The 15572-nt window shown below is 41.7% G+C and carries 21 protein-coding genes; 8 read left to right on the top strand and 13 right to left on the bottom strand.

The window, feature by feature from the left end; genetic code table 11:
- Positions 1-24: 24 nt before the first annotated feature.
- From RMZ43_RS04060 to efeU, 4 genes are all read right to left on the bottom strand, one after another.
- Positions 25-699, bottom strand: coding sequence for a VOC family protein (locus RMZ43_RS04060; protein ID WP_322647532.1), 675 nt, complete (start codon positions 697-699; stop codon positions 25-27).
- A gap of 229 nt (positions 700-928) precedes the next feature.
- Complete coding sequence (gene efeB, locus RMZ43_RS04055; RefSeq protein WP_322654572.1) at positions 929-2188, bottom strand: iron uptake transporter deferrochelatase/peroxidase subunit; 1260 nt, start codon at positions 2186-2188, stop codon at positions 929-931.
- Between the two features lie 29 nt (positions 2189-2217).
- Positions 2218-3408, bottom strand: coding sequence for an iron uptake system protein EfeO (gene efeO / locus RMZ43_RS04050; protein WP_322654573.1), 1191 nt, complete (start codon positions 3406-3408; stop codon positions 2218-2220).
- 30 nt (positions 3409-3438) lie between these two features.
- Complete coding sequence (efeU, locus tag RMZ43_RS04045) at positions 3439-4269, bottom strand: iron uptake transporter permease EfeU (RefSeq protein ID WP_322654574.1); 831 nt, start codon at positions 4267-4269, stop codon at positions 3439-3441.
- A gap of 937 nt (positions 4270-5206) precedes the next feature.
- Here efeU and RMZ43_RS04040 point away from each other — a divergent pair.
- On the top strand, positions 5207-5677 hold the full coding sequence (locus RMZ43_RS04040) for a hypothetical protein (protein ID WP_428850697.1): 471 nt from the start codon (positions 5207-5209) through the stop codon (positions 5675-5677).
- 216 nt (positions 5678-5893) lie between these two features.
- Here RMZ43_RS04040 and RMZ43_RS04035 read toward each other — a convergent pair whose 3' ends face one another.
- The 4 genes from RMZ43_RS04035 to RMZ43_RS04020 are packed head-to-tail and all read right to left on the bottom strand — an operon-like array spanning position 5894 to position 9283.
- Entirely contained in the window at positions 5894-7162 is a 1269-nt protein-coding gene (locus tag RMZ43_RS04035) for an MFS transporter (RefSeq protein ID WP_322654576.1), read from the bottom strand.
- Complete coding sequence (locus tag RMZ43_RS04030; protein ID WP_012410989.1) at positions 7128-7601, bottom strand: MarR family winged helix-turn-helix transcriptional regulator; 474 nt, start codon at positions 7599-7601, stop codon at positions 7128-7130. The genes RMZ43_RS04035 and RMZ43_RS04030 overlap by 35 nt, the downstream gene beginning before the upstream one ends.
- 19 nt (positions 7602-7620) lie before the next feature.
- Positions 7621-8475 (bottom strand): ABC transporter permease, encoded by an 855-nt coding sequence (locus tag RMZ43_RS04025; RefSeq protein ID WP_322654577.1) that lies wholly within the window; start codon positions 8473-8475, stop codon positions 7621-7623.
- A complete protein-coding gene (locus RMZ43_RS04020) occupies positions 8432-9283 on the bottom strand; it encodes an ABC transporter ATP-binding protein (RefSeq protein WP_322654578.1) in 852 nt (283 codons plus the stop codon). The genes RMZ43_RS04025 and RMZ43_RS04020 overlap by 44 nt, the downstream gene beginning before the upstream one ends.
- Before the next feature lie 208 nt (positions 9284-9491).
- Here RMZ43_RS04020 and RMZ43_RS04015 point away from each other — a divergent pair, with 208 nt between their 5' ends.
- Together RMZ43_RS04015 and RMZ43_RS04010 are read left to right on the top strand one after the other, a co-directional pair.
- On the top strand, positions 9492-9680 hold the full coding sequence (locus RMZ43_RS04015) for a DUF6888 family protein (RefSeq protein WP_322654579.1): 189 nt from the start codon (positions 9492-9494) through the stop codon (positions 9678-9680).
- Complete coding sequence (locus RMZ43_RS04010) at positions 9667-9900, top strand: DUF6887 family protein (RefSeq protein WP_322654580.1); 234 nt, start codon at positions 9667-9669, stop codon at positions 9898-9900. The genes RMZ43_RS04015 and RMZ43_RS04010 overlap by 14 nt, the downstream gene beginning before the upstream one ends.
- Here RMZ43_RS04010 and RMZ43_RS04005 read toward each other — a convergent pair.
- Positions 9846-10031 carry a UPF0175 family protein gene (locus RMZ43_RS04005; RefSeq protein ID WP_428850696.1) on the bottom strand — a complete coding sequence of 62 codons (186 nt, stop codon included), beginning with the start codon at positions 10029-10031 and terminating at the stop codon, positions 9846-9848. The genes RMZ43_RS04010 and RMZ43_RS04005 overlap by 55 nt on opposite strands.
- On the opposite strand from RMZ43_RS04005, the gene RMZ43_RS04000 reads away from it, so the two are divergent.
- The 5 genes from RMZ43_RS04000 to RMZ43_RS03980 all read left to right on the top strand — a co-directional run bounded on the left by RMZ43_RS04000 (position 10016) and on the right by RMZ43_RS03980 (position 12108).
- A complete protein-coding gene (locus tag RMZ43_RS04000) occupies positions 10016-10249 on the top strand; it encodes a DUF4926 domain-containing protein (RefSeq protein ID WP_322654582.1) in 234 nt (77 codons plus the stop codon). The two genes, RMZ43_RS04005 and RMZ43_RS04000, sit on opposite strands and share 16 nt — an antisense overlap.
- Positions 10250-10344: 95 nt before the next feature.
- Positions 10345-10599, top strand: a complete 255-nt coding sequence (locus RMZ43_RS03995; RefSeq protein ID WP_322654583.1) for a hypothetical protein — start codon at positions 10345-10347, stop codon at positions 10597-10599.
- Positions 10596-10943, top strand: a complete 348-nt coding sequence (locus RMZ43_RS03990) for a type II toxin-antitoxin system RelE/ParE family toxin (RefSeq protein WP_322654584.1) — start codon at positions 10596-10598, stop codon at positions 10941-10943. Before RMZ43_RS03995 ends, RMZ43_RS03990 begins: the two co-directional genes overlap by 4 nt.
- A 587-nt stretch (positions 10944-11530) precedes the next feature.
- Positions 11531-11791, top strand: a complete 261-nt coding sequence (locus tag RMZ43_RS03985) for an AbrB/MazE/SpoVT family DNA-binding domain-containing protein (RefSeq protein WP_322647520.1) — start codon at positions 11531-11533, stop codon at positions 11789-11791.
- Complete coding sequence (locus RMZ43_RS03980; RefSeq protein ID WP_322647519.1) at positions 11779-12108, top strand: type II toxin-antitoxin system PemK/MazF family toxin; 330 nt, start codon at positions 11779-11781, stop codon at positions 12106-12108. The genes RMZ43_RS03985 and RMZ43_RS03980 overlap by 13 nt, the downstream gene beginning before the upstream one ends.
- Before the next feature lie 65 nt (positions 12109-12173).
- Here the strand turns inward: RMZ43_RS03980 and RMZ43_RS03975 are convergent, their stop codons facing one another.
- The 4 genes from RMZ43_RS03975 to RMZ43_RS03960 all read right to left on the bottom strand — a co-directional run bounded on the left by RMZ43_RS03975 (position 12174) and on the right by RMZ43_RS03960 (position 15470).
- The gene (locus RMZ43_RS03975; protein WP_322647518.1) at positions 12174-12863 is read right to left on the bottom strand and encodes an SAM-dependent methyltransferase; all 690 of its coding nucleotides are present in this window, start codon (positions 12861-12863) and stop codon (positions 12174-12176) included.
- 43 nt (positions 12864-12906) lie between these two features.
- Positions 12907-13452, bottom strand: a complete 546-nt coding sequence (locus tag RMZ43_RS03970; RefSeq protein ID WP_322654585.1) for a protein-tyrosine phosphatase family protein — start codon at positions 13450-13452, stop codon at positions 12907-12909.
- A 146-nt stretch (positions 13453-13598) separates the two neighbouring features.
- Positions 13599-14318, bottom strand: coding sequence for a pyridoxine 5'-phosphate synthase (locus RMZ43_RS03965; RefSeq protein WP_322654586.1), 720 nt, complete (start codon positions 14316-14318; stop codon positions 13599-13601).
- Positions 14319-14402: 84 nt separating this feature from the next.
- Positions 14403-15470, bottom strand: a complete 1068-nt coding sequence (locus tag RMZ43_RS03960; protein WP_322647624.1) for a sulfonate ABC transporter substrate-binding protein — start codon at positions 15468-15470, stop codon at positions 14403-14405.
- Between the last annotated feature and the right edge of the window lie 102 nt (positions 15471-15572).

Here is a 15572-nt window from a genome sequence, read left to right as displayed (position 1 = left end):
CATTACGAATTAAAAATTATAAATTTAGGCTGCCAATTCTGAAAGGCGTAAACCAGCAATATTCTCGCAAGAAAAAGTCTCTATACCAATATGTTGGCGGCAGATTAGCTCTATAATTTGCCCTGTCCAGTTGCGAAAAAACCATTGGCATAAAGAGCCATCTTCTTGAGGAGTCATAGACAGAGGAATAAAGCCTTTCTGCTGCCATACCTCTGCTGCTGTATAGATATCATCAACAAGAATAGCAACGTGATGAACAGTATTAAAACCTTGCTCCTGGAATAAGTTAGCAATCTGTTCATCTGGTTCGTTAGGCGCAAGCAGTACCAAAATCATGCCTGACGGCATTAAGGCTGAGAGAAAGTACATACTTGCATCTTCGGGCAATAGGTTTTGCTCAGGGCAAAAATCATCAGGCCATTTTCCTGGGCCTTCGGTGATTATGGCATCATAGTCGATCAGAGTTTTAGCATAGTCTGTAAGAGTTTCTGAATCAGGAAACAACAGTACATAGTGATCTACGATTACTCGTTCACCAAATAGATATATGCAAAAAGATGAGCTTAAAAATTCTGGAGTCTTGTACCCATCTTTATACAAGAGCAATCCATCATTTTCCACAAAAGGTGACTCCTTGTTCATGGAAGTCTCGGCTAAGTTAAAATCTTTTGCCGCGTCTGCTGGAAAGTTATTGCTCATAATACTTACGGTTCAAAATTGAGGCTTAGAAACAGGGCTTATATCTACCATCATAACTAAGATTTTTTTGAGTTAATCTCAAGTACCTGCGATGCGATCGCAGTAAATATTAGGCGCGAAAAGTGCAGTTACCTGGTGGTAAATACGCAACTAATGCGATCGCATTTGCAGAATCTCTGTTATTACAAGCTGTTAACCACCGTCAAAAAATTAAAAATTAAAGATAAATCTACGCTTCTAGTAATGACTGACCAAGATAACCTCCAACAGCTTTAATCCCAGGTAAGGCGAAGAAATATCCACCACCAATGGGGCGAATATACTCCTCTAAAGGTTCTCCTTTCAAACGATTTTGCACTGTCACAAACCCCTTCTCTAAATCAGCTTGAAAACAGACAAATAACAAACCCATATCTAACTGTCCAGCTTTGTCAAACCCGCGTGAATAATTGAAACCACGCCGCAGAATCAAACTCGACTCTGATGTGCGAGGATTAGCAAGGCGGATATGGGCATCTAGGGGAATTTGTTGACCTTTAGGGTCTTTGGCATAATTGGGAATATCTTTCTCGTGGTTCATTCCCAAAGGTGCGCCAGAGTCCTTACTGCGTCCAATAATTGTCTGTTGCTCCTGTAATGGTGTTCGATCCCAACGTTCGACAAGGTTGCGGATTACCCGCACAACTTGATAGCTTCCCCCGACTGTCCAAGCTGGTTCGTCGGTGTTTGGCTGTACCCAAACAATCCGGTTCATCAACTTTTCATCGCTAGCATCTAGATTTGCTGTGCCATCTTTGAAACCAAGTAGGTTCCGTACCGTGGTTTTGCCAAGCTTTTTATGAGTATTGGGTGGTAGAAACCCCTCTATTTGCCAACGCAAAGTTATCAAATCAGGCAGATTCTTAATAATATCCCGCAAAGCGTGGATGTTCGCTTCTTCTGTGTTGGCACAAAATTGTAGCAGTATATCTCCATGACACAAATTTGGGTCAAGTTGGTCATTGGCAAAACCTGGCATAGTATCTAACCGCTTGGGTTTCGAGTTGCCAAGTCCAAAACGGTTATCGAACAGTGATTCACCCACTGCTAGGGTAATGGTGAGGTTATCGGGAACTACTATAGACCCAAGAATTCCCGAATCATTGGGTGGAAATTTGGGGTCGCGTTGCTTAGGCGTTCCCCCTGCCATGAGAAACTGAATGCGATCGCTGAGGGTTTGAAATAAGCGCACCAAATCCGCTTTGGTTTTAGCAGTTGTATCAAATGCCACCATCAGCGCCGAAGCCGGAACAGGGGTGATAATACCTGCTTGGTGAATACCAAAAAATGGCACAGTTTCTTCAGATGGGTCTTCGGCAGGTTTTAAAAGAGTGCGATAACCCAAACTGGTCAAAGCTGCTACTCCACCGGCTGCCGCCATGCCGATTAACAAGTCACGACGACCGATCCGGGGAGTTATGCGTAAACTTGGTTGCTCCGAACTAGACATAGTTTACTCCTCTAGGAATTATTGATAAATTAGTTCACGCCTAGAGTGCCGCGTAACTGAGACAAATCTTCAGAAAGAGCAGCGATCGCTGTTTTCATGTCTTTCTTGTCTGTTTCACTCACCTTGTCGTATGTAGCATAACCACCATCAGGGGTTTTGTATTTAGCAAGTTCTTGGTTAACTTTGGTGAAGTTTGTATCCACACGTCCCAGTAGTTCAGGGTTGGCTTTTTGGATGATGGGGCGCAATAACTGCACAATCTTTTGGGAACCCTCTACATTAGCGCTAAAGTCCCAGAGGTCAGTATGGCTGTAGCGGTCTTCTTCTCCAGAAATTTTGGTAGCAGCCACTTCTTCAATCAAGTCAGCAGCACCACCTACCATATTTTTCGGTTCAATGGTTAAGGTAGCAATGCGCTTTTGTAGCTCTAGTCCATCTTTCTGTAGCTTTTGGGCAAAAGGTTTCATACCTTTTGTGGTTTTGTCTTGGAATAAAGCTTTCTCTATGCGATGGTATCCAGTGAATTGTGGATCGGCCTCTTTTTTGGCAAAGTCATCAGCACGGGAATCCATCGTTTTATCAAGATCGGAGAACAGTTCAGCTATCGGTTCTGCACGTTCCCAGTGGACATGGGTAGAGGCATAGAGTTTCTGAGCCTTGGCAAGATCGCCAGCAATCACGGCATCGGTAAAGGTCTTGTTGTCTGCCACTAGTTGGTCAGTTTCTTTAGTGACGTAGACTTTGTATTCTGCGATCGCACCTACTAATTTACCTTGATCTACAGTCTCTTTGGCTTGCGAATCTCCAACTCCTGCTTTCACAGTCAGCTTCCCTTTGGGATTGCTGCGTAAACCACAAGCCATCTCATATTCACCTGGTTCTAGATTGGTTTTGAGTTTTTGAACGAAGCCAGGAGCAATATTTTCCCGTTCTTCAACAACTTTCACCCCAGACAAAATTTCCCATTCCAAGGGTTGGCTGCTTTTGTTGGTAAGCACAAAGCTGTTTTGCCCAGATGCTACTGTTAGCTGATTGGGTTCGCAACCTTTATCTGTGACAGTCAAAGCAGTTTCCGCAGGATTGTTTGCAGAGGTATCACTAGCTACTTTAGCGACTGGAGAATTGCTCCCGGAACTATCGCTTGACTTGTGGGATTCACAAGCAGCTACTGTCAAGGCAATTAGACAGATAATTGTTGAGTGCTTTAAAAAATTTTTCATTGTTGTATTTCCTAAAAATTATTCAACTAGTTAAGAATGCCTTGCTGTATTCCTCTGTCTGGCGTTATCCCCCAAAAACAACAACATGGTAGGAATTAGATAGCCAAAATAGGCGATCGCCTCGCTAACTGTGGGGGCATCGTTATATCCAAAAAATCCCACCAAAAGTGAACCTATAAACCCGTTATTGGGAAGTACCCCGCTAGCATCAAATACCACTGTTTGCAGTAAATTCCACACTCCAGCTTCATGGAAAGCTCTCACACCACTTGCTAAGAGTCCAGCAGCAACCAGGATAATAAACGCTCCCGTCCATTTAAAAAATCGCCTCAGATTGATGCGGATACCACCTTGATAAATGCCTATACCGACGGCTACTGCGGCTGCATATCCAAATAATGCCCCCACGGGAGCTTGAATTCCCAAATTTTGTTGGAACGTTGCTAGTAGAAACACTACTGTTTCCAAACCTTCGCGTAGCACAGCAAAAAATGCCATTCCCACCAGCGCTAGTCCCCATTTATCCCCCGACTGAATGGCAGTTTCAATTTGGGACTGTAACTCGCCTTTAATAGAACGAGCAGCACGGCGCATCCAGAAAACCATCCAGGTGAGAACCCCAACTGCAACGATGGAAATTACAGCTGCAAATAATTCCTGTTCTTGTTGGGGAAAATCCTGGCTGGTTATTTGCAAAACTATTGCAGCAACTAGACAAAAAAAAGTCGCTAGTGCGATGCCAATCCAGACTGACTTCATCAAATGGGTACGCCCAGTTTGCTTGAGATAGCTGGCAATGATACCCACGACAAGTGCAGCCTCAACGCCCTCTCGGAACATGATCAAGAAGGGAAAAAGCATGAATAACCTTATTAATTATAATTACTATCAAATCATCATGAGAATAATAGCTTACTTGAGAAGATTTGTATATAAGTCCGAGTTAAAAAGCTCTAAAATCCTGGAAGCATCAATTCTGCGTTTAAATGACAGTCTGTCAAATATTGCAGACTGTAATTTATTACTCAACTAAATCATTGAAGAAGGCAGAAGGAACAAGTCAGAAGAGGATTCAGACCCCTCCTGACTTGGAGCTACTGAACAAGAAAGAGTTCAGTGGGGGTCTTAAACCCAAGTTTGCTCCGGTCACGGACAGAGGACAGGAAGCATAATTCCCTTCTGCCTTCTGCCTTTCCTGATAAAGAACTCCTGCAACACATTACTAGGAGTTGTTTCCAGCCTATTTTGTCGCCCGTCAGAATCTTCTATATCCCAATCGACAGTGTAATATGTGTGCGATCGGATGCAACTCTTAAAGTTGATTTTAGGTAACAATTGTAGCCACCCTACAAAAGAATGTGGGTTTCAAAGCCTCTCGATCTTTTGGGGAGAGGAATGGGAGCGGGGTTTTGAGTATACTTTACAACTTTTCAAATAATCTTTTACTCATGATGCCCATTTGTCAAGTCCTATTTCTACCAATTTAAACGATCTTACCCTGCAAATTCCTGTAGTAAAAGTATCTAAAGATTTGACACAAGTATCTAAAGAATTGGCACAAGTATCTAAATATTTTTCATTGTAAAAATAATTTAATTTTTTTATATTTGTTGACATAACCAGCATAAATTGCAGGTTTTTTAGTCAGCAATATTTCATAAAAACACCCTGTAATTTACTCAGAAAAGCTTAATATTAGCAATTAAAAAAACAATAAAAAAGCTGATAAAGCTTAATTGTGCTTTTTGATATTTATTAATGAAGCAAAATTTATATCCTAATAGGAGAATTAACTCTAATGGCATCTGATTCAAATTCTGTTTTTGGTAATACCATTAATAGTGGTAATAGTGATGGTCAGGCTAGCAAACCCAGCGATCCTTTCGCATCTGGAGGCGCTTTTGGCATCCCAACGGCTGACAGCTTCGATTTTGACAAGTATGGAATTCCTAAAGAAGGCAGTTTCGATCCTGCTAAGTATGGCATCCCAACGGCTGAAAGCTTCGATTCTGCTAAGTATGGAATTCCTAAAGAAGGCAGTTTCGATCCTGCTAAGTATGGCATCCCAACGGCTGACAGCTTCGATTTTGACAAGTATGGTATTCCAAAAGAAGGCAGCTTTAGTTTAGGTAGCTCTGGCATTCCAACGGCTGATAGCTTTGACCCTTCTAAGTATGGTATTCCAACTGCTGATAGCTTCAATCCTTCTCAGTATGGTATTCCAACCGGAGGCAATATACCAAATATTGGTGGTAGCCCAACTGCTTAGTGTGACAATTAGTAAAATTAAGTTAGACATAATCCTAAAGCTCTGGGTTTGTCTACCTCTTAATTAAGCGATATGCAACTTCCACTAAAGAAAATTCCATCCTAGCAAGAGATAACAATTATAATTTTGTAGCTCTTGCATAGGGTGGGATTTTTATTATTTATAGAAGACTTAGTAATGGATATAACTCCATCATTTAATACTTCCATTTTAAATTTATTTATACTCTTGCAAAGCTCCTAACTTACGAATTCCTGGCCAAATCATTGCTGTAGCAATCACTACTAAAATTGTGCCAATTCCACCACCCACAACAGAAATCACCGGGCCAAATAAAGCAGCAGTCAAGCCGGACTCAAAGCCGCCTAATTCATTCGAGGCACTAATAAACACGCTATTAATAGCAGCAACCCGACCACGCAAATGATCTGGTGTTCTGATTTGAACTAATGTATGGCGAATTACAACGCTAATACTATCTAATGCGCCACCAAGGATCAGCATCAACATCGACAGCCAAAAGGAACGAGAAAGTCCAAAGATAATTGTGACAACCCCAAAGCCAACCACTGACCATAATAAGGCTGGGCCTGCTTTGCGTAACGGTGGTAAATACGCCAGCGTGATAGCCATACTCAAAGCACCGATGGAGTGGGCTGCTTGTAGATATCCCAATTCTACTGGCCCCACATGTAAAATATCTTTGGCAAAGATGGGTAACAATGCGATCGCACCACCCAACAATACAGCAAACATATCTAATGTAATCGCGGCTAGAATCAACTGATTCTGCCAAACAAATTTAGCACCAGCAGCAAGTGCTTTGAATGAAATTGGCTCAGTTTTGCGGGTGACTTTTTGCTGTTTGATCGCCAGCGTTAAAATAAAACACAGTAAAGCTGCGATCGCTGCTAATACATAAACCCCTGTAGCACTTCCTAACAGCGCAATCCCAAATCCTCCGAAGGCTGGGCCAATAACAGCAGCTAACTGAAAGCTACTACTATTCCAGGTGGCTGCATTGGTAAAGGCGCTGACAGGTATCAACTGCCACATCAGAGCATCACTGGCAGGTTTGAGGAATGCTCTAGCGACACCTGTTAATACTAAGCAGGCGTAAATTAGGAAAATTGCACCTTGAGTATAGGAAAGTACTGCTAAAGCTAGGGAGCAGAGAGCTAGCAGCATTACTGAGAGTAACATAGTTACTTTGCGATCGCGGCGATCGGCAACATCTCCGGCAATTAAGGTGAGAATAATCATCGGTAGGACTTGCGCCAGTCCCACACCACCTAAAGCGATCGCTGAGTTAGTCCGCTCATAGAGTTCCCAGCCAATCGCTACAGTTTGCATTTGCGACCCCACAAACAGCACTAGCCGTCCAATGGTAAATAGCCGATAGTCTCGAAACTTAAAGGCTGCAAAGGGATCGTGTTGTGCAACCTCAAAGTTATGGGGCTTTGAGTTCTGTTTTCTCGAAGACATTTTTTAGTAGAGTTAAGCCTTCTTCAATGTTGGAAATTTGGTCTTCTGAAAGACCTTTGAGCAAGTCGGTAATATGAGCGCGAGTTTGATCTTGGGATTGCTTGAGATGGTGTTTTCCATCTTCAGTTAAATTGAGCAGCACCCGCCGCCGCTCTTGAGGATGGGCGATCCGTTTCACGAAGTCGCGTTGTACCAAGCGTTCTATGGTTGCTGATGCCGTGGCAGAGGTGACACCTAAATGCTCTGCTAAGTCAGATAATGAAGCACCAGGATTCCGGTTGATAAATGCTAGCGATCGCAATTGAGGTATAGATAAAAAAGCGGCACTATGGGCACGCATATCCGCTCGGATAAACCGCATCACTAATGGAACTGTCTCCATTACTCTAGCGGCACATTCTTCGGAAGTTGCACCTTGATTAGGTTTATCCAAGGTCATGGGCTTGTTGTTCTCCTAGTTACATGGCCACCCGTGGATAAAGTTTTCCACCAAGGATGGCCAAAATTATTAATGTGAATAAGAGAATTGTACAATCCAGACCAAAGCCATAGATGCTAGTGCCATTCAGCAGCATGGTGCTACGTAACCCGTCAACTAGATAAGTCAACGGATTTAAATGAGAAATCAACTTTAACCAATTGGGCATCAACGAGATCGGATAGATGGCATTACTGGCAAAAAATAACGGCATGGTTAACAATTGTCCAATACCCGTCATCCTTTCTCGGCTTTTCACCAAACAGCCAATAATTAATGAAAAAATACAAAATGTTCCCGCCCCCAGTATGACTAGCAGCAATACTTGGAGAATAGCCAGAGGATAAAGATTTAGTTTGACACCTAATAAAAATGCCAATCCGTAAATGAATATTACCTGAGATAAGCACCGTACCCCACATGCTAGACCTTTGCCCAACACCATCGCTACACGAGGCGTAGGACTAGCTAAAAATTTATGGACAATGCCTAAATCTCGCTCCCAGATTAGCGTCATCCCACCACTAAAAATTGCCACAAACAAAATACTCTGAGCCAAAATGCCAGCAGAAATAAAGTCCAAATAGGGTAAGTTCCCCGTAGGAATCGCGCGAGTTCGGGTGAAAACTTGCCCAAAGATTAGGAGCCATAAGGTTGGTTGCACAGCTCGAACTATTAAATCAGTGGGATCGTGGCGGAGTTTACGTATTTCTAATTCTGCGATCGCCAGTGTTTTCGTAACTAGCTCTTTAATTGCAGAGATCAAATTTCCTCGGACAGTGGGTGGTGCTTTAACCCAACCGTTGAGCAGTACGTCTGGTTCTTGCTGTGTCACGGTAGTTGACTCCTGATGTTAACTGATCGCCTGTATAGTGAATAAAGACATCATCCAAAGTTGCATTTGGGTTATTTAAAGAAGCTTTTAAGTCCCTTGGTGAACCTGTGGTAACGACTTCACCTTGCTGCATAATCGCTACTCGGTTACATAAGCTATCTGCTTCTTCTAAAAAGTGGGTTGTTAAAAATATAGTTGTGCCGTAATCAGCACAGAGTTGTAGTACAAGCTGCCATACTTGAGTTCGAGCGATCGGATCTAGTCCGACAGTCGGCTCATCAAGAAACAAAATTTGGGGTTGATGTAGAACTGATATGCCAATTTCCAGCTTGCGGATCATCCCACCAGAGTAGTTTCTTACCAAGCGTTTCGCCGCATCTTGCAAACCCATATATTCTAGAATTTCATAGATGCGGCGATCGCGTCCTTTGGCTGGTATTCCATACAGCTTGGCGAAGATTAAGAGATTTTCGTAACCCGTGAGACTACCATCAGCAGACAGCGCTTGGGGTACATAGCCGATAGCCCGTCTCACAGGATTAGATTGACGAGCCACATCATAGCCAGCTAAGGTTGCTTTCCCAGCACTGATAGGCAGCAAGGTTGTCAACATTTTAATAACTGTACTTTTCCCTGCGCCATTGGGGCCAAGCAGTCCAAACACTTCGCCCTGTTCTACAGATATGCTCAGGTTATTAACTGCGGTGAACTTGCCAAAACGGCGTGTGAGTCCCTGAGTTTGCAAAATCAAGGGTTTTGGTTCGGTAGGGGGTTGCGATCGATTTATTTTTCCTGTCAGTATTGTCACAAGTTTGATGCACTTCTATTAATTAGTAAATCTAACTATTAGCTTCTCAATATATTTACCAGAAGTCAATAGACTTCTGGCATAAATTTGAATCAGAGTAAAAGGAAACTCAGTACAGTGGCGGCAAAGTTATTGATGGGCGAAGTATCACTGAAAAATTAAGCGCAAAGACTTGTTAAGATAGCCAATAGGTGAGGAAATGTTCAGAATGCCTACTGCTGCACAGCTAGAGAGTCTATACCGCATCGCCTATCAACTGACCTATGTTATGCTTCAGCCCATACATCTAGTTTGTTTTGATAATCGTACTCGCAATGTGTATTTATTAGCTGGTTATAGCGAAGAACTGGAGTTTCAAATTTTACCCAACGGGGAGTTTGCTGATGAGCCGCGTTAACTATGATGCAATGTCTAATGCCGAGTTGAGAGAGTATTTTCTCAAACATCGTAAAGATGAAGCTGCATTTCAGGCATACTTAAACAGAATTAACGAACATCCACTCAGAATTATTGCATCTCTTAACGACCCTGATTTTGATGAAAAGGTTCAGATAGCTATTCGTCAAAAGTTAGAAGCTGCAAGAAAGGTTAATGGCGGCGAGGTTATTAATGGGTGAAGTATCACTGACAACGATCGCAGTCTACCCACCGCCCGCAAGTTTTTTATATCTTGGTCAAAATCCTCGACCCCATAATGCACTGAAATTTGACGACTTGCAAGTAGATGCTGAAATGCTATACGATTCATGCCTACAAATCGGCTGGCTTGAGCAAGAATACAATCTGTACCGTGGTCAAGTTGGTACTGTAGTAGAATTATTAGCTGGTGGTGCTGCATTTGAGGTGGAATTTAGCGATCGCTCTGGCCGCACTTATGAATCTGTCGGTTTACGCCCAGAGCAAATTATGGTGTTACATTTTGAGCCAGCATCCCCTGATTCAGTAAGGCCAATGGTGACAGCTTAAGTGGTTGTGCCCAGAGCGATGCCTACGCCTACGCAGCTTTATCAGATATTCTGAAATAAGATCATATCTATAAACCTTCCACAAAATATCCGATTATGGCGATCGTTGTTTCCCTTAGCCCAGAATTAGAAGCACGACTCCGCGAGAAAGCTACACAGCAGGGACAAGACGTTAGTTTCGTTGCAGCCCAATTGCTAGAGGCTGTCCTAGAGTGGGAGGTGCAAGACTCAGAAGCAGCTATTAAGGGTATTCAGCAAGGATTAGAAGACTTTGAAGTAGGTAGATTCCGTTCATTTGATGATTTTGCTGACGAACAGCGTCGCAAGTATAATCTGCCAGCCGATTCATGAAATACCGCATTGAAATCTCTAGTGTAGCTGAAGCAGAAGCAGACAGCGCATTTTTGCAGTTATCTCAAGTTACTTCTTCTGAAAGAGCAAGTCAGTGGTATGCAGGATTACTACAAGTTATTGAGTCTTTATCGCAAATGCCAAGCCGATGTTCTCTAGCTAGAGAAAATGATTATTTTAGCCAAGAAATTCGCCAGATACTTTACGGTCGAGGACGCAATTCATACCGAATAATTTTCACGATTTTGGCAGGACAAGAAATATCGACAGTACGTGTTCTTCATATCCGTCACGCTGCACAGCAGACCCTTGGTGAATCACTGGATGACTCTGAGACGACCTAAAGACTAGTAAGCGCACGGGGGTACGTTTCTTTTAATTAGTATTCAAGCCACCTACTTTCAATTTGCTCACCAATCAAACACAACATCTACTTCAGACTCTTCGTCTCACTCTGGCTCTAATCTTGCTCAATATAGCCAACATCCTAATTGGGAGTCTGGCACTACATGGAAGAGTGCTTTAAATAACCTGAGATTAATTATTCAACCTTATATTTTTTACTGTTTGATTCAACCTTGGCTTGCAGTATTTAATATTCCTGGTATGAAACGTTGCTTTTTAAAATTAATCGATTTCATGAATGACTTTCGTGCTTCTCCACTCGCTTTTTCCATTGCTAGTTAATATTTTCTCTCCCTAAAGTAACAAAAGCGTCCGAGGAAAGCGATCGCATTCCCAATGGATGTAAAGAAACATTTCTGTTTCTTAGAAGAGGGATAACAACAAAGCGATCGCATCTGGTAATTTTGAGAGCGATACCTACGGCTGGCTACGCCTACGTATTAAAAATTATTGATAAATTGAGCACTTGTTGACAAAAACCTGATTAGTAATCACAATGTAATTACAATCAAGGAGAAGTATCCTCATGGGGACAGCAATTAGAACCCGTATTGTTAAAATTGGAAATTCTCAAGGTATCCGCATTCCTAAACTTCTGCTGGAACAAAGTGGTATTGGTGAAGAGGTAGAAATTGAAATTCAAGATTGTCACCTAATTGTCCGTGCAGCCTCTCAATCGCGTAAGGGGTGGGAAGAAGCATTTGCAAGAATGGCGAAGCAACACGACGATGCACTGCTCGATGATGGCGTAACTACAGAGTGGGAACATCTAGAATGGGAGTGGTAGTCAATCGATTTGATGTGTTTTTGGTTAACCTCGACCCAATGGTTGGCAGTGAGATTCAGAAGACAAGACCTTGTGTAGTAATTTCACCAGATGAGATGAATAAATATATTGCCACGGTTATTGTTGCTCCGATGACACCTAAAGGACAGTCTTATCCGACTCGTGTTGGTTGTCAGTTTCAGGGTAAGGATGGGCAAATCGTTCTAGATCAAATTCGTACAGTTGACAAAACTCGATTAGTCAAAAAGCTAGGTCAGATTGACTCTGATGAACAAAAAGCAGTTTTAGATAGCTTAGCTGAAATATTTGCCGAATAATTGTACATACCCAATGGTTATGAGATTCCACCGTAATAGTTATACCAATTTTCTATGGGTATGAATTATATAATATCTTTGGTTATCTTCAAAATTTTATTTCCACCAGGCTGTAATTCGTATTCAACCTTTTCAATATTTATCTTGTAACCTTTGGAGGTATAATATTTTACTATTTCATCTAAGTGTTGTGAATATTTCCACATTAAAGTTATGAGAGGAAATATTCGGACTTCTTTAGCAATACGCAGCATCTCACCTACTGAATTTAAGTGAAAATCGTAATCGAGATGGTCTGAATATAAAAATAATAAATGCGAACAAAGAGCTATATCAAACTCTTGATTATCATAAGCTAATTTTGGCAATTTACCGATTGCGTATCTGTTACTTTTTTTACCAGTTTCATAATCAGATAAAAATTCTTGAATAACTTTCACTCGATTGTGTCGTAAATCATCTGGAGATTTATGATAGCTCCATACCCAATCATTCGTTGTAGCCTTGACTTGATTAATGATGTTATCTACTACTTCATTAAATCTTTGCAATATTTCATCACCAGAAAATTGGTATAGTGGATCAACAGAGACTACACTTTTACCCTGACGTGTCATTTCTGCATTGAAGCTTGCTGGCCCGTCCCCAATCCCAATGATTCTTTTATTTAAATCTGCATTTGTTAAATTGAATATTTTTATATATTCATCCATTGATCTTCCAAAAGGAACTACTTTATCTAGAACCATTGCCATAGAATTTACCTTATCAATAGACTGATTAAACAGGATGATAGCATCAAAATGTTGTATTTACTGCGAGACGGCAATCATTCAGAAGCATGTCAAGCTCTTTTACAACTGTCAAGGGATTTCTACCTATAAATACAGCAGCGATTGCAGCTTCATAAGGATTTCTACCTGTTTTTTTGACAGCAGCGATCGCTGCTTGATTTGATAATCCTCGGACACTAACTAGCCATGCCGCTAACACATGTCCAGTACGCCCAATTCCACCAGAGCAATGAACAACGACTTTCTCATTTTCTTTATCTGCTTCTATTAAGAAAGGAAGTATTTTCTGTGTGAGGGTTTTTAAATCACATAGATGGAAATCTTCAATTGGTGCCCAACACACTAGTTGATTACCAAATTCCTGTTTGTAGGTGTCCAGAAGATTAGAGTAAGAAGCTAGCTGTTGATTAGGAAGAAGACAGCAAACTCGCTTGATATCTTGACGCTTCATGAATTCTATCCAGTGCTGAACCTTATTGTTAGTGTATCCAGGTCGCGCAGCACCAAAGACTATTTGCTCATTCTCCCAAGCTGGGGCAAACTTATACATATTTAACTATCTAACTTCTGAATCTTGGAAGTTGCTGGTTGCAGGCATAAAATAGCTAGTTATTTTTTGATTAAATAAAATATTTTGGCAAAGCCTTCAATTGGTAAAATACATGATGTATTCACCTATTATGAAAAACTTTAAATCTAGTTCAAAGATAAAATTTTTAAATATTCTTGCACAGCAGTAAATAATCCTACCTCCAAAGCATCGGCAATCAGAGCATGACCAATAGATACTTCAAGTATGCTAGAAATTGTACAGAATTTTCCTAAGTTTTGCAGATTTAAATCATGCCCAGCGTTCACTCCTAAACCAATTTCCTGAGCTTTGTGTGCTGCTTTTTGGTAGTCTTGAAATACAGACTCTACATTGCTGTTACGAAAAGCTGTCGCATAAGGTTCTGTATATAGCTCGATGCGATCGCTTCCAATCTCTTTAGCACGTTTTATTTGAGTTAAGTCAGTATCCATAAACAAGCTGACTCGAACACCGAGGTCTTTTAGCTCTCGAATGATTGGTCTGAGCCAAGAAGCATCTGTAGCCAGATCCCATCCGTGGTCTGATGTGAAAGCATCAGGTGCATCGGGAACTAAGGTACACTGCGTTGGTTTGATTTTTCGGACTATCTCTAAAAATTGAGGTGACGGATTACCTTCTATGTTGAACTCAACAGTTAATACCTGCGCCAGGGCATCAACATCTTCAGGCTTGATATGTCGCTGGTCTGGGCGTGGATGAACTGTGATTCCCTGTGCGCCAGCTTTCATACAGGTCAAAGCCGCTTCAATCACACTCGGTCTACCAAAATTTCGAGCATTCCTGAGTAAAGCGACTTTGTTAAGGTTAACGCTGAGATTCGTCATATTACCTGTTCACCAAAAACTGTGTCACTGGCAAATAATAAATGGGCTAATCCGTAATTCAAAAATTATCAATTACTAATTATTTTATTTGCCTTGCCAAACAATTTCCTTAACTTTGATTTCTTTCGGAATCAATTTAATCTTGTAGAAGGTATCTGCAATCTCTTGTTGTTTCGCAATCACTTCATCTGTGAGCGGAAGTACATTATGCTCACGCCGCTTTTCTGCGATTTCCAACACAGGAGCATCTATACCCAAAGCTGGGGAAAGAAATTTAGCAATTTCACTAGGATTATTTTTTGCCCAGTCACTAACTTTCTTCACCTGATCGAGAACTATTTTCAAAGAATCTGGCTTGGCATCAACGAAAGATTTTGCAGCCAGATAATAACCACGATTGGGAGCTAATCCCGTCGCGTCTACTAAGGTACGTGCGCCTGTTGCTGCTTGTACTGCGGCTAAGTACGGGTCCCAAATTGCCCAAGCATCAACCTTTTTCCTCTCAAAGGCAGCACGAGCATCGGCGGGAGTGAGAGTAATTGGTTGAATGTCACTGTACTGTACCCCTGCTTTTTCCAGCGCTTTCACTAATAGGTAGTTAGCATTAGAACCTTTGGCAAAAGCCACTTTTTTACCCTTGAGTTCAGCCACACTTTTAATAGGTGAATCCTTAGGCACCAGAATAGCTTCAGCCTTGGGACTCCAAGGATCGTAGGCAACATAAACCAAAGGAATACCCCCAGCTTGAGCAAATATAGGTGGTGATTCTCCGGTATAGCCAAAATCAATACTGCCTGCATTCAATGCCTCTAAAAGTGGAGGCCCAGCAGGAAATTCTGACCAAGTGACGGAAGTTCCTGAAGCTGCGAAAGCTTTTTCTAATTCTCCTCTTGTCTTGAGCGCATAGAGAACAGTTGACGCTTTCTGGTAGCCTATGCGAACTGTGATACTGCTAGCTGCTGGACTGGGGGCTTGGGTTGTCTGCGGTGTGCCATTGTTGCTTGCGCTTGGAGAACAAGCAGAGATAGCCAGAGTTAAGCTAAGTCCCACTGCAAACAGTAGGGAAAAATTGCGGATTCTTCGTTGTTGGAACCTTTGGAGGCAGGCAAAAGCCATACCCAACAGTCGGGTTAAAAAGAACTTAGTCAACATCATTACTCTGCTTGAAAGGGGAAATTAATATCAGACTACAGCAAAAGTCCGGCACAACTCCGGCAAGTTTATTGATTTACCGTATTATTATAGAATGATAAA

Origin of the sequence: Nostoc sp. CmiVER01 (genome assembly GCF_034531135.2) — a bacterium.
In the GTDB taxonomy this organism is placed as follows: Bacteria; Cyanobacteriota; Cyanobacteriia; order Cyanobacteriales; family Nostocaceae; genus Nostoc.
Note: the sequence above shows the minus strand (reverse complement) of the source record. Positions and strands in the feature narration are given on the sequence as shown.